The 13,578-nt window shown below is 44.3% G+C and carries 10 protein-coding genes and 1 pseudogene; 9 read left to right on the forward strand and 2 right to left on the reverse strand.

Going from position 1 to position 13,578, the window contains the following annotated elements; all coding sequences use genetic code 11:
- Positions 1 to 20: 20 nt before the first annotated feature.
- Together hydE and HQ29_RS01005 are read right to left on the reverse strand one after the other, a co-directional pair.
- On the reverse strand, positions 21 to 1,067 hold the full coding sequence (gene hydE, locus HQ29_RS01000; RefSeq protein WP_036867007.1) for a [FeFe] hydrogenase H-cluster radical SAM maturase HydE: 1,047 nt from the start codon (positions 1,065 to 1,067) through the stop codon (positions 21 to 23).
- Positions 1,051 to 2,517 carry a monomeric [FeFe] hydrogenase gene (locus HQ29_RS01005; RefSeq protein WP_036849006.1) on the reverse strand — a complete coding sequence of 489 codons (1,467 nt, stop codon included), beginning with the start codon at positions 2,515 to 2,517 and terminating at the stop codon, positions 1,051 to 1,053. Before HQ29_RS01005 ends, hydE begins: the two co-directional genes overlap by 17 nt.
- Before the next feature lie 960 nt (positions 2,518 to 3,477).
- Between HQ29_RS01005 and HQ29_RS01010 the strand changes: the two genes are divergently transcribed.
- The 9 genes and pseudogenes from HQ29_RS01010 to HQ29_RS10570 all read left to right on the forward strand — a co-directional run bounded on the left by HQ29_RS01010 (position 3,478) and on the right by HQ29_RS10570 (position 13,458).
- A complete protein-coding gene (locus HQ29_RS01010; RefSeq protein ID WP_036867009.1) occupies positions 3,478 to 6,144 on the forward strand; it encodes a DNA gyrase/topoisomerase IV subunit A in 2,667 nt (888 codons plus the stop codon).
- Entirely contained in the window at positions 6,141 to 7,097 is a 957-nt protein-coding gene (locus HQ29_RS01015) for a hypothetical protein (RefSeq protein WP_036867011.1), read from the forward strand. Before HQ29_RS01010 ends, HQ29_RS01015 begins: the two co-directional genes overlap by 4 nt.
- 14 nt (positions 7,098 to 7,111) lie before the next feature.
- Complete coding sequence (locus HQ29_RS01020) at positions 7,112 to 8,146, forward strand: S41 family peptidase (protein ID WP_036867013.1); 1,035 nt, start codon at positions 7,112 to 7,114, stop codon at positions 8,144 to 8,146.
- Complete coding sequence (locus HQ29_RS01025; RefSeq protein ID WP_394332361.1) at positions 8,134 to 8,472, forward strand: metal-sulfur cluster assembly factor; 339 nt, start codon at positions 8,134 to 8,136, stop codon at positions 8,470 to 8,472. Before HQ29_RS01020 ends, HQ29_RS01025 begins: the two co-directional genes overlap by 13 nt.
- Positions 8,472 to 9,290 (forward strand): UDP-2,3-diacylglucosamine diphosphatase, encoded by an 819-nt coding sequence (locus HQ29_RS01030; protein WP_052089646.1) that lies wholly within the window; start codon positions 8,472 to 8,474, stop codon positions 9,288 to 9,290. The genes HQ29_RS01025 and HQ29_RS01030 overlap by 1 nt, the downstream gene beginning before the upstream one ends.
- A gap of 20 nt (positions 9,291 to 9,310) precedes the next feature.
- On the forward strand, positions 9,311 to 11,362 hold the full coding sequence (gene uvrB, locus HQ29_RS01035) for an excinuclease ABC subunit UvrB (RefSeq protein WP_036867015.1): 2,052 nt from the start codon (positions 9,311 to 9,313) through the stop codon (positions 11,360 to 11,362).
- A gap of 63 nt (positions 11,363 to 11,425) precedes the next feature.
- Positions 11,426 to 12,577, forward strand: a pseudogene (locus HQ29_RS01040) (PSP1 domain-containing protein); the annotation flags it as partial.
- A 79-nt stretch (positions 12,578 to 12,656) separates the two neighbouring features.
- The gene (locus HQ29_RS10650; protein WP_161781544.1) at positions 12,657 to 13,142 is read left to right on the forward strand and encodes a gliding motility lipoprotein GldH; all 486 of its coding nucleotides are present in this window, start codon (positions 12,657 to 12,659) and stop codon (positions 13,140 to 13,142) included.
- Positions 13,143 to 13,323: 181 nt separating this feature from the next.
- On the forward strand, positions 13,324 to 13,458 hold the full coding sequence (locus HQ29_RS10570) for a hypothetical protein (RefSeq protein WP_262501417.1): 135 nt from the start codon (positions 13,324 to 13,326) through the stop codon (positions 13,456 to 13,458).
- The last annotated feature ends 120 nt before the right edge of the window (positions 13,459 to 13,578 follow it).

Genomic DNA, 13,578 nt, shown 5'->3' on the forward strand with positions numbered 1-13,578 from the left:
ACATATAAATAGGTAGAATCTTAATTCTGATATTCAGGATGATCCCCACGTTCCATGGAGATTTCATACCCAATCGTGTGTAGTTGTGCAGCTAAATCTATAATTCCTTGTGCCGATTCGCTTCCGAAAGCAGCCTTGTTATCATACAGCGAATATTCCTTGCGACGTGAAGCCGGAGATAGGTTAGGCATGATGACATTAGCTCCTGCAAGGATCCCTCCAAGGCGTCCTTCTCCGGGAAGTGAAGCCAATGCCGTGGTTGCAGGGATAAGAGCATGGGGCAGCATGAGGCGACATATAGATAAGAGTCGTAGTGTCATATCCACACTGCCGGCCTTTTCTCCGGAAAAGGGAGTGGCATGATGAGGTATGAAAGGTCCTATGCCGATCATTTCCGGTTTGAATCGTTCGATAAATCTAATATCTTGAAGCAGATGTTCCACTGTTTGTCCCGGACTTCCTACCATTATCCCTGTTCCTGTCTGATAGCCAATCTCTTTGAGAGACATCAGGCATTGCTGTCTCCGAGAATGGCTCATGGTGTAAGGGTGAAGCGAGGAGTAGTGTGCGGAGTCAAACGTTTCATGTCTCAGCAGATACCGGTTTGCTCCAGCCTTATAGAATTTAAGATATGAGTCGTAAGACTTTTCACCGAGGGAGAGCGTTATGGCGCACTCCGGAAATGTTGTGCGTATATCGCGTACAAGGGACTCTATCCAGGGAGTTGTTTGTCGGGGATCTTCTCCTCCTTGAAGGACGAAAGTCCTAAAGCCGAGATCGTATCCTTCCCGACAGCATTCCAATACCTCTTCATGAGAAAGGCGGTATCTCGAAACTTCTTTATTGTCTTTGCGAATACCGCAATAGAAGCAGTTGTTATGACAGTAGTTGGTTAGTTCTATCAGTCCTCTCAGATAGATTTTGTTCTGAAAGATTTCGAGAGTAACTTCTCTTGCCTTCTGATGCAGATATTGTATGGTATCTGCATCAGAAGAGGAGAGAAGATATATAAGGTCTCTATCCGATAGTGTATGATCTCTTTTCAGAAGATCAATTATTGTCCGCATACGTCTCCTTTACGTTCGTAAGCTCTTTATTCAGCTGACGACGTCCCGATACAATATCGTTGTATGCGCTTGGCCCGGATATGCAACCACCTTCACAGGTCATTACTTCTATGAATTGTCCCGGAGCTTTCTTTGTTTTAGCATAGCTGCGGAGCATTGTGATATTCTTCTTATTAAGGTCTGCCACTTCTATGCCATTGACCTTATCGGCATTTTTGCCCAGATACGCTTTTACGGCACCCATTACACCTCCATTCAGTGCAAAGCCATGTGCTTCACGTACAGAGTTAAATGCCATCTTGTAAGCAGGAGCTTGTTGAAGCTCTATGTCCATTCCTTTGAAGATAGCACCCACTTCCTCAAATGTCAGGATCATATCCACCTCTTCGTCTCTGCGTATCTCTTGACGCTTACCGATACAAGGACCCACAAACACGATCTTGGCATTCGGATATTTTTTGCGTGCAATACGTGCGGTGTAGTACATGGGCGAACCGGTGGACGAAACGAATGGCTTCATTTCCGGAATATGCTTGTTCACCAATTCTATATAGGATGGACAGCAAGAGGTAGTCATGAAGGGTTGTCCCTCTTCAAGTTTTTCGAGAAGTTCGTGAGCCTCGTTGCTTGTGGTATCCATTGCTCCTTGAGCCACTTCAATAACATCGGTGAAGCCGATCTGTTTGAACGCTCCGTAAACCTGATCTATGGTTGTCTTGAACTGACCGAGTATGGAAGGAGCTATGATGGCAATGACCTCTTCTCCCTTACGGATGCTTTGAAGTACATCGAAGGTCTGCGATATTTCAAAGATAGCACCAAACGGGCAGGCGTTCAGACACTTTCCGCAGTATATACACTTGCTTTCGTCTATATGTTCTACACCATACTCATCTTTTGAAATGGCTTTTACCGGACAAGCTTCTTCGCAAGGAACGGGAATGTAAACGATAGCGTGATAGGGGCAAGACTTATGACATATGCCGCAACTCACGCACGTGTCGTGGTTGATTTGTGCTTGTCCGTTTTTTTGAAAGCTGATGGAGTCTTTCGGACAGTTGGTATAGCAGCTTCGAGCCACGCACCCACGACACAGATTAGAGACTTCATAGTTGATCTGTACACAAGATGTGCATGCTTCGTCTATGACGCACATAAGGTTCTCTTTGTTTGGAGCTTCACGCTCAAGAGCCTTCTTTGCGTACTTGGAAAGCATGTCCACTTCGCTCTCTTCATCCGTCATATCGAAGCCGAGCAGTGGAAAACATTTGTATTTCCACACTGCGCGCTCTTTATGAGGGCAACACCTTCCAAGTACTTTCGACCTTCGAGGGGAAAATTCAATAGGAAGGTAGTCTATTTTTTCTACGAGCTGTCCCTCTTTCCATAGCTTGACAAGAGTTGCCAGAAGCTTATGTCGGACAATCATTACATTGTTGGTGTAGGCCATACTATAGAGATGTTGTAATAGAGATATATATAAATAATCTGCTTTTGCGCCACAAAGATAAGCCCAAAAGTGATATGACACAACTATTTCGTAACTCTTTTTAGAACTAAAAGCTATAATTCCATTTTATATAGCTTAAATCTGATAAGAGAGTGGCCGGATTTATCTCTTTTTTGGAGGGAGCTTTTATATAAAAATGGAGGGCTCTATCCTCCGGGACAAAGGGGACGTTTTTTGAAGATTTTACTCTCCAATTCTTGTTTTTAATGTTTATTTGTCTGTATATCAATAGGATATGAAATATCCCGAATTTCGGAACTTTTCTCCTCTTGATCGGTTTTATGCCCCATTTTCGAGTTAATAGAGGTGAAATTTAAGAGGTCTAATTGTGATGAATTCTTAATAAAGAAATTGTGCCAAAAAGCCCATTTTTCGGGTAGAAACAGGTAAGTTATTGGATATTAGCGCAATGACTGAAATTTCTAAACACGTTAATTGAATCCGGTAAACGTGTTTAATGAAATCAGTAAACGTGTTCATTGAAAAATTAAACACGTTAAGCCGACAAAATATGCTCGTTTAGCGTTTTGGCTTAACGAGTGTCGGAAATTGTGTTAATAAAACGGGGCAGATTTAACAATTCGGTCGTGCTCTGAAAACGACCCTTCCGATCAAAATAGAGAGAGCGAAAAAAGTGAGCATTTTTCGGGATGGAATATATAAAAATGACGTTTGTAAAAGCTCTTATTTTGCTCCAAAAAGAAGATTAAAAAAAATCATCCCTCAAGAGTGTAATTTTGTTTTTTTGTATATGTCCTCAATCTTTGTTTTAGTGATCAAGTTTTCTTTGCCGTAGTATGGTAAAAAATGCACCTCTTGTATCCTGTCCGGAAAGCAATAAATAGAAAGAGGAAAAAGTTGTATCTTTGCTTAGATTGTACCGATACATCATGAGAGTATATGAGTAGTATAGAAATAGAAGAATATACAGAGTATCCGGAAGAGTCGCAACGAGTCTCTTCATCGGGATCAACCTATATCCTTACCGGGATGTATAAGTCGTGGTTTGTCAACTACGCTTCTTATGTCATACTGGAACGAGCCGTACCACACATTGCGGATGGCTTGAAGCCTGTTCAGCGTCGTATACTTTATACGATGTCGCAGATGGATGACAGACTCATAAAGGTAGCAAACATCGTGGGGTTCTCTATGCAGCTTCACCCACATGGCGATGCAAGTATCTCGGATGCCTTGGTACAGCTCGGTCAGAAAGATATTCTTATCCAGTGTCAAGGTAACTGGGGAAACATCCTTACAGGGGATGGGGCTGCCGCAGCACGTTACATAGAGGCTCGTCTGACTCCGTTTGCAAAAGAGGTGCTATTCAGTCCTAAAATAACGGAATACCGTCCATCCTATGATGGAGCCAATAAGGAGCCGGTGCGTCTGCCTGTAAAGTTTCCTCTTTTATTGGCACAAGGCGTAGAGGGTATAGCGGTTGGTCTCTCATCCAAAATACTGCCGCACAATGTCTCGGAAATACTTCAGGCTTGTATCTCTCACCTAAAAGGGGAGGCTTTCAGGCTGTATCCGGACTTTCAGACCGGAGGACACATAGATGTTTCAAAGTATAACGATGGCGAACGAGGCGGCAACGTAAAAGTGCGTGCCAATATCATAAAGAAAGACTCTAAGACTCTTGTCATAGACGAGCTGCCGTTCGGAAAGACCACCTCTTCGCTTATAGACTCCATACTCAAAGCCAACGAGAGAGGTAAGATCCGGATACGAAAGGTGGATGATAAGACCTCCGAAAAGGCCAATATAGAGATTCAGCTGGCTCCCGGAACATCGAGCGATAAGACAATAGATGCCCTTTACGCATTTACAGACTGTGAGATAAGCATCTCTCCAAACTGCTGTGTGATAAAGGATGATAAGCCCGTCTTTGTCTCCGTATCGGATGTTTTGAAGGATAATGTGGAGCGTACCAAAAATCATCTTCATGCCGAACTTCAAGTGGAATACGATGAGCTGAGAGAGAAGCATCTTTTTGCATATTTGGAGCAGCTGTTCATCAAGAAGAGGGTGTACAAGGATAAGAAGTTTGAAGAGGCTAAAAGCACCGAAGAGGCTGTGGCTTACATCCGAACCGCATTGGCTAAAGAGCTTAAAGATCTCGTACGTCCCGTGACGGATGAAGACCTTAGGAGACTGCTGGAAATCCGTATGGCAAGGATTCTGCGCTTCAATGAAGAGAAGAATCAAATACTGCTGGAGTCTCTTTTGAAAGAGATGGAACTAGTTCGGTACAGGATGGATCACATTGTGGAATATACGATAGAGTGGTACTCTTCCTTGTTGGAAAAGTATGGCGAAAAGTATCCACGTCGTACCAAAGTGCGCAGTTTTGATACCATAGAAGCATCCAAAGTGGTAGAGAAGAATGAGAAGCTCTATGTCAACAGGCAAGAGGGCTTTATCGGAACCGCTTTGAAGAAAGATGAGTTCGTTTGTAACATTTCGGATATAGACGATATCATAGTCTTCTTTAAGGATGCAAGGTATATCATCACTAAGGTTGCGGAAAAGGCTTTTGTAGGGAAAGATATTATTCACGTAGCCCGTTTTGTGAAGAATGATAAGCGGACGGTCTACAACACGATCCATAGAGAGGGAAAGCATGGACACTATTTCATCAAACGTTTTAGTGTAACCTCTTTCATGAGAGACAGGGACTATCCCGTGGGATATGGAGGAGAGGGATCCAAGTTTGTTTACTTCTCCGCCAATCCTAATGGAGAAGCCGAGACGGTAAGAGTAGTACTCAAGCCGAAGCCCAGTCAGCGTCAGCTGGTATTTGAGAAAGACTTTTCCTCTATCCGGATTATGGGACGCTCATCGAGAGGATACCTGCTTACAAAAGGGGATGTACACAAGATCGTATTGAAGCAAAAGGGTGTATCCACTCTTGGAGGCAGAATGGTCTGGTTCGATCATGATGTCAATAGAATCAACTATGACGAACGAGGAGCTTTCTTGGGTGAGTTTTTCCCTGAAGACAAGATATTGGTCATCCGTCAGAATGGGGAGACATACACTACTTCATTTAGCGACACGAATCACTTTGAAAACGATATATTCATCATAGAGAAGTATGATCCGAACAAGGTTTGGACGTTGATCTATTTCGATTCGGAGCAAGGATACACCTATATTAAACGCTTCCAAGTTGAAGATTCTGCAAAGAGAGAAAACATCTTGGGCGAAGGCTGCGAGATGATAACCCTTTCTGATGAATCTTATCCTCTGTTTGAAGTCTCTTTCAAAGGAAAAGATCAGCACCGCCTTCCGGTAGTCATAGATGTGGAAGAGTATATTGCCGTAAAGGGCATTAGAGCTAAAGGTAAGCGTTTGAGTACCTTTGAGGTGGGAGATATAGAAGAGAAGGAGGGCAGAAAAGTGGAGGTCGCAACTGAAGACGAAGAGGTTTTGAGCTTGGAAGATTCGCCATCGGATGACAATGAAGAGTTTATGGAGACCAATCGTCTTCTTGGAGAGGCTACCGGGATGAAGAGTATTCCTTTTGGTAATGAAACGGAAGAGAAGGAGGTGGAAGAATGAAAAAGTTTGTGCAAATCTATGTCGTCGGATTGCTCTGCTGTTTGGCTTTTCCCGCTATGGCTCAGAAAGACTCCGTCCGGACATCTACATCCAAGAAGAGAACCTTCTCGGAAGTGGTAAGCAGAGCCTTACATACGATCTACGTAGGGGAGCCCTTCTCTGAGTTCGATCCTCTTCCCACAACTCATAGCAGGCGATTTCTCACGATCGGAATGGGGCAGGCATTGGATGACTACCTTTCTCCCATTCCTCACGAAGGCATATTCTTTAAGCTGAAAAGAGAGGGATATAAGAGAGAGAGGCAGGATTGGTTGCGTATCGGATCCTGGCAATCTCTTATGGATATTCATGCGGCTCTCTATCGAAATCCCGTAAATGGTTCGGGGATGCAGTTTTTGCAGTTTGATGGAGCATTCGGACCGGCCTGGAATCTTCTGGAAAAGAAGTGGTTGAAATGGGATTTGGCTTTAATGGGAAATCTTGTCTTGGGGTCTACCATAAAGTCTGCCAATACCAACAATGTATTCAATCTAAAACTCTCTGCCGGTTTAGACTTAGCCACAGGAGTGCTTTTCCCCATAAAGATAAAGGAGTACAAGATGTATCTTCATTACAAGGCACAACTCTCTGCCCTTCATCTAACTTTTCATCCGGGTTTTGGGCAGCCTTATTATGACTATATCGGAGGAGAGAATGGCGCCCCACTCAAGTTTTATCTCACTCAACCATGGAACAGATTGAGGGTAAAGCAGATGCTTACGGCAGACATTCCGTTTGCTCACTCTACTCTGATATTGGGATTTGAACATGGATATACCAATATGAGGCTGAATAACAGGACGTTCAGAGATCTTTATTTTGGTCTTGTTTTGGGATACTCTTTCGACTATTTTAAGTTGAGCGGATCGCGCAGTATCAGAACGGATCGGATAGATAAAAGTTTTCACTTCTAAAAATATACACAATCATGAAGAGGTTTGGTGGTATAGCCATTGCAATATTGCTGTTTTTCCTCCCTTCTTGTAAGAAGATTGAGGTGGAAAATTCGGGGAGCCAGCAGGAAAACTTTGAGGCTCTTTGGAATATCTTGAATGATAATTACTGCTATTTTGAAGAGAAGAATATAGACTGGGATGCCATAAAAATCGAGTATCAGAGCCGTTTGAATGCAAAAAAACTGACTACTCTTCAGTTTTTTGATCTGCTTTCGGACATGATAAGAGAGCTGAAAGATGGGCATTGTAATCTGATCTCATTTTTTGATCGTGGAAACTATACGTGGACTAATCCCAATGGAGAGGAATCGTTAGATCCTGCTTTAAGAAAAATCTATCTGGGAGATAAGTACAGAGTATCTCACGGAATGATTTATACAAAAATAAAGTCATCATCAGCTATTGACGATGGCAATAAAGATATAGGATATATCATCTATCCAAGTTTTATGAACTCACTCGGAGAGATGCAGTTTCTTTCCATTTACTTTAGTGATTGTAAGGGCGTCATAATAGATCTCAGAGGAAACGGAGGAGGTTTGGTGACCAATTCAGATATGCTTCTCTCTTATTTTCTCTCTCAGAAAAGATTGGTTGGGTACACGAAGTACAAGAAAAGCAACAAGAGGGGAGATTATTCCGAACCTCGCCCTCAATATGTCTCTCCTTACGGACATAATGCTTTCTGGACGGATATTCCCATTGTTGTACTTCAAGATGCCGGCAGTTATAGCGCAACGAATGACTTTCTGTACAAAGCCGTCTATGAGGAGAATATTACGACAGTGGGGCTGAGATCCGGAGGTGGCGCAGGTCTGCCCGCAATGGCAGAATTGCCCAACGGATGGCGAGTGAGATATTCTACTGCTGCCGGACTAGACAGAAAGTTTCTCTCCCATGAACAGGGGATAGAACCGGAAGTGCGAATGTCTCTCAGTGGAGCTAAGGATAGAGATGATATTATAGAGAAAGGTATTGAGATAATCTACTCAAAATGGAATTTATGAGCAATAATGATAACAACCCACTGCTAATGCAAGAAGAAGAGATCGTACGTATGCTTAAAACAGTATATGATCCGGAGATTCCGGTGAATGTGTATGATCTTGGATTGATATACGATATAGATATACAGGATAACGGACATGTAGTGGTTACGATGACGCTGACTGCTCCCAACTGTCCTGCTGCGGACTTCATCATGGAGGACGTAAAGATGAAGGTAGAGAGCGTTAAAGGAATTAAAGAGGTTACTATAAATCTGACCTTTGAACCGGAATGGTCTAAGGAGATGATGAGTGAAGAGGCTCTGTTGGAGCTTGGATTTTTATAATGACAGACTCAGGTATCACATCATACAGCATACCATCCGGGAAAGCGGTATATTTCTTTTCGGATGTCCACTTGGGATCACCTTTTCATAAAGATCCCGTAGCATTGGAACGCCGTCTGGTTCAGTGGTTAAAATCTATTGAGCAGGATGCTTGTATGCTTGTGATGCTGGGAGATATTTTTGATTACTGGTTTGAGTATAGAGACGTTGTACCAAGAGGTTTTACTCGTTTCTTGGGACAGATTGCACGAATGTCTGATCTCGGCATAGAGATTCACTTTTTTACGGGGAATCATGATATTTGGAGTTTTGGGTATCTGGAGCAGGAACTTGGAGTGAAACTCCATACAAGTAGCTGGGAATGTCTGATAGAAGGAAAAAGATTCCTTATGGCTCATGGCGATGAGTATGATTACAGATCCAAAGGCTTCAGAGTGATCAGATCTGTATTCCACAACAAGTTTTGTCAAAAGCTTTATGCTTCTATTCATCCCAGGTGGACTGTCGGTTTGGCTCACTCATGGTCCAATTATAGCAGAAGAAAAGGAGTAGAAAAAAGATATGGAGATGATGCAGACTTTGTGGATGAGCAAAATAACTATCTCATATCTTGGACTAAAAAATATTTGACCGAAGCAAAAGAAAGTCATCAAAAGCCCGATTTTTTTATCTTTGGACATCTACACATGCTTGTGGATCTGATGATTCCCGAACAAAAAAGAGTCGTAATATTGGGGGATTGGATCAAGTTCCACTCGTATGCCAAATGGGATGGTAAACAATTCTCTTTGGATATCTATGAAGAGGACGAAAAGTAAATGATATAAGGAGTAGAGAGATGAGTGTGTTTCAACTGAATTCTAAATTTAAGCCCACAGGAGATCAACCTGAAGCGATAAAAGCTTTGGTTGATGGTCTTAATAGTGGAAGGTCCCGTCAGACGCTATTGGGGGTAACAGGTTCAGGGAAAACATTTACCATTGCTAATGTCATAGAAAAGATAGGCAAGCCCACGATTATCCTGAGCCACAATAAGACATTGGCAGCACAGTTGTATGGTGAGTTCAAGTCTTTTTTCCCGGACAATGCTGTTGAGTACTTTGTGTCGTACTATGATTATTATCAGCCGGAGTCCTATCTTCCGGCATCTGATCTTTACATAGAAAAAGACTTGGCTATAAATGCCGAATTGGATAAGTTGAGACTGAGAACTACAATGTCTCTCATGAGCGGACGACAGGATATTATCATCGTCTCCTCTGTGTCTTGCATCTATGGTATGGGAAATCCGAGTGCCTATATCGAGAAGCGTATAGAGATAAAACAAGGAAGCCGTATAGATAGAGAATCTCTTCTTAGATCATTGGTAGATGCCTATTATATCCACAATAAAGCAGAGTTTTTACCCGGTAACTTTAGAGCAAAGGGAGATACCATAGATATTTTTCCGGCAGAAGAAAACTATGATGGTATCGCTTACAGAATAGAGTTGTGGGGAGACGAGGTGGACAGAATCACTCGATTTAGACCTCTTACAGGTAAGGAGTTGGGGGTACTTCCTTCACTATCTCTTTATCCTGCCACTCTTTTTGTAACATCTTCGGAACTTCTTTCTCAAGCAATAAAGCAGATCCAAAAAGATCTGGAGATTCAGGTCAATCTCTTTGAGCGAGAAGGGAAGCTATTGGAAGCCAAGCGTCTCAATGAGAGAGTATCGTATGACATCGAGATGATGAAAGAAGTAGGATACTGTTCCGGTATAGAGAACTATTCAAGATACTTTGACGGGCGAGCGCCGGGAGAGAAACCCTACTGTTTGTTCGACTATTTCCCCTCTGATTTTCTACTTGTGATAGACGAAAGCCACGTAACCATACCTCAGGTCAAAGCCATGTACGGAGGGGATCGCGCAAGAAAAACAAACTTGGTGGAGTATGGTTTCAGACTGCCTGCCGCCATAGATAACAGACCGCTGAAGTTTGAAGAGTTTGAAGAGATCATCGGAGATACGATTTTTGTCTCGGCAACTCCGGCAGATTACGAGCTTGAAAAAAGCGGAGGCGTTGTCGTGGAGCAAGTGATCCGACCCACCGGTCTTCCTGACCCTGTTATAGAAATACATCCGACGCTCAATCAGATAGACCATCTCATGGAAGAAGTGAGAAAAAGAGTGGAAGCGGATGAACGTGTCCTCATAACAACCCTTACTAAGAAGATGGCAGAAGAGCTTTCTGAATATCTATCTCAAGCAGGCATAAAGTGTGAATATATACATAGCGATGTGGATACATTGAGAAGGGTTGAGATAATGGAAGGCTTGAGGTCGGGAGAGTTTGACGTCCTTGTCGGCGTCAATCTGTTAAGAGAGGGACTGGATCTTCCTGAGGTTTCTCTTGTGGCTATTTTGGATGCCGACAAAGAAGGCTTCCTGCGTTCTCATCGCTCTCTTACCCAGACGGCAGGGCGTGCGGCTCGCAACCTGAATGGCAGGGTGATATTCTACGCCGATACTATTACTGCAAGTATGGCACTCACCATAGAGGAGACTCAGCGTCGTCGAAACAAACAACTCGAATACAACAAAAAGCATGGCATCACTCCCAAGCAGATCGTGAAGAACTCTGCCTCCATATTGGATCTCACGGGAGCGCCCACCGGGAAGAAAGCAGACTCAAAGGCGGCAAGCTACTCATTCAAAGCAACGGACACCGCGATGGTTGCAGAGCAAGCCGAGAGTGCGTATGTCTCGGCACAACAGCTGTCCGAAAAGATCAGCGCTGCCAAGAGTGCCATGGAGAAAGCAGCCAAAGCGTTGGATTTTATCTCTGCCGCTCAGTGGAGAGACGAGTATTTTCGTCTGTCCGCTCTGCAGGAGAATCAAAAAGGATAGAGACCTGCATGGCAGCCTCTTTTCAATAATTACTTATATTAGTGCAACAACAAACAGACAGTTATGGTTACAGATAACGACACACATATAGATACGGAACAATCGCCACAGAAGAGATGTTGTCCCTGTCGTAAGAGAAAAAGGGGAGCGACGCCTATCATAAAGCTGAACTCTTACGACTATTTCTCTCATCTTCCGAAGGGGGCGAATGAGTACGAGTTTACCGAAGTCCAGTTCAAGAACACTCGCAAGGGATACTATACCAATCCGTTGGGATTGGAGCTGCATCAGGGCGACATGGTTGCCGTGGAGTCTTCACCCGGTCATGATATAGGAATGGTAACACTGACGGGGAAGCTCGTGGCTTTGCAGATGAAAAAGATCCGCTATCGCCATCCCGGCGGAGAGATTCGTCAGATATATCGTTTGGCAAAGGAGTCGGACATGGAGAAGTATCATCAGACAAAAGCCCTGGAGCACAGCACCATGATTCGCTCCAGGGAGATTGCCAAAGATCTCGGACTCGATATGAAGATCGGAGATGTCGAATATCAGGCGGACGGGCTGAAAGCAATCTTTTACTACATCTCCGATGATCGTGTAGACTTTCGGACGCTGATAAAGAAGCTTGCCGAAGAGTTTCACATCCGCATAGAGATGAAGCAGATCGGGGCGAGACAGGAAGCCGGTCGCATCGGCGGCATTGGTCCGTGCGGTCGGGAGCTTTGCTGTTCGCAGTGGATGCCATCGTTCCTTTCGGTAGGCACCAATGCTGCCCGCATCCAAGACCTTTCGATGAATCCTTTGAAGCTTGCGGGGCAGTGCGGCAAGCTTAAATGCTGCATCAACTTCGAGACCGATGTCTACGCCGAAGCACAGAAGAAGATGCCGTCGAGGGAAGTACGTCTGCGCACTCAGCTCGGTATGTACAAATACTTCAAAGCGGACATTCTGGCCAAAAACATCACTTACGCCATTGACAACCGCAACGAGAGACAGGAGGGACCGGCTTATGTAACCATCTCTGCGGACAGAGCATTCCGCGTGATCCGCATGAACAAAGAGGGCGAGATACCGTTCTCTCCGGAGCACGACGCCAAGAAAGGCAAAGAAGAGAAGCCCTCCAAAGACATTCTCAACGAGAGCATTTCCCGGTTCGATGCAGGAGAAAGTGGCACGGGAGAGAAGAAGAGACGCAGCAGATCCAAGTCCTCCCCACGCAGACGCAAAGAAGCAAAAGCGGACAGAGTGGCAGACTGATCCTCACCCCCTCTCTCACACCCCCGGCGGAGACATGAAAAGAACATTCTGCATCCTTTTCTTACTGCTTCTGGCAGCATCATCGGTACTCATTTCATGCCGGAGCGGGTACCACTACGCGCTCTTCCACGAGGTCCCCGAAGAAGGATGGCGTTCCAAGAAAGAGCTCTTCTACTCGTTCAGCATCGAAGACACCACGCAGCTGTACGACATCCATATCGACATCAGATACACCGAAAGATACCCGTACAACAACCTCGTGCTGGGCATCATTTCCGAGACCAACACTCGTCGGTATCAGACCGAGACCGTGGAGGTCCGCTTTCGGGAAGCAGACACCCGGATCTCCAAAGGCGGTTATCACTTCCACCTCACGAGCACGCCTGTTTATCTGAAGAAATCTTTCGCCACACCGGGCGTTCACACCATTTCGCTCCAGCACCTGATGGCCGACACTCTCCTTGTCGGGCTCGAAGAGATCGGTCTGCGAATCGTAAAGAGCGACACCTCCGGCACCTGACCCCGACCGCCCTCTCTCCTGAACAGCTCTCCGCTCATCGCAGCTGCCAAGCAGCACTACACGAAAAGCACCGAAGGTTTTATCCGAAACCTTTGGTGCTTTTTCATTGAACTTCCGCCGCATCGTTCGGCAAGAAGGGGACGGTTGCCCGGAAAGTTGATGGAGGGTGGAAAAAATTTTCATGGGCAAGAAAAAAAAGTTTCATGGGCAAGGAAAAAAAGTTTCATGGGCAAGAAAAAAAAGTTTCTTGAGCAAGAAAAAAAGTTTCATGGGCAAGGAAAAAAAGTTTCATGAGCAAGGGAAAAAAGTTTCATAAATAAGGAAAAAAAAGTTTCATGGGCATAGAAAAAATTTTTCATGGGCATAGAAAAAAATTTTCATGGGCATAGAAAAAAATTTTCATGGGCATAGAAAAAAATTTTCATGGGCATAGAAA

Source organism: Porphyromonas canoris (assembly GCF_000765975.1).
In the GTDB taxonomy this organism is placed as follows: domain Bacteria; phylum Bacteroidota; class Bacteroidia; order Bacteroidales; family Porphyromonadaceae; genus Porphyromonas_A; species Porphyromonas_A canoris.

Coding starts and splice junctions, on each gene's coding strand:
- hydE (WP_036867007.1), bottom strand. CDS start 1,067: ATGCGGACAATAATTGATCTTCTGAAAAGAGATCATACACTATCGGAT.
- HQ29_RS01005 (WP_036849006.1), bottom strand. CDS start 2,517: ATGGCCTACACCAACAATGTAATGATTGTCCGACATAAGCTTCTGGCA.
- HQ29_RS01010 (WP_036867009.1), top strand. CDS start 3,478: ATGAGTAGTATAGAAATAGAAGAATATACAGAGTATCCGGAAGAGTCG.
- HQ29_RS01015 (WP_036867011.1), top strand. CDS start 6,141: ATGAAAAAGTTTGTGCAAATCTATGTCGTCGGATTGCTCTGCTGTTTG.
- HQ29_RS01020 (WP_036867013.1), top strand. CDS start 7,112: ATGAAGAGGTTTGGTGGTATAGCCATTGCAATATTGCTGTTTTTCCTC.
- HQ29_RS01025 (WP_394332361.1), top strand. CDS start 8,134: ATGGAATTTATGAGCAATAATGATAACAACCCACTGCTAATGCAAGAA.
- HQ29_RS01030 (WP_052089646.1), top strand. CDS start 8,472: ATGACAGACTCAGGTATCACATCATACAGCATACCATCCGGGAAAGCG.
- uvrB (WP_036867015.1), top strand. CDS start 9,311: ATGAGTGTGTTTCAACTGAATTCTAAATTTAAGCCCACAGGAGATCAA.
- HQ29_RS10650 (WP_161781544.1), top strand. CDS start 12,657: ATGAAAAGAACATTCTGCATCCTTTTCTTACTGCTTCTGGCAGCATCA.
- HQ29_RS10570 (WP_262501417.1), top strand. CDS start 13,324: ATGGGCAAGAAAAAAAAGTTTCATGGGCAAGGAAAAAAAGTTTCATGG.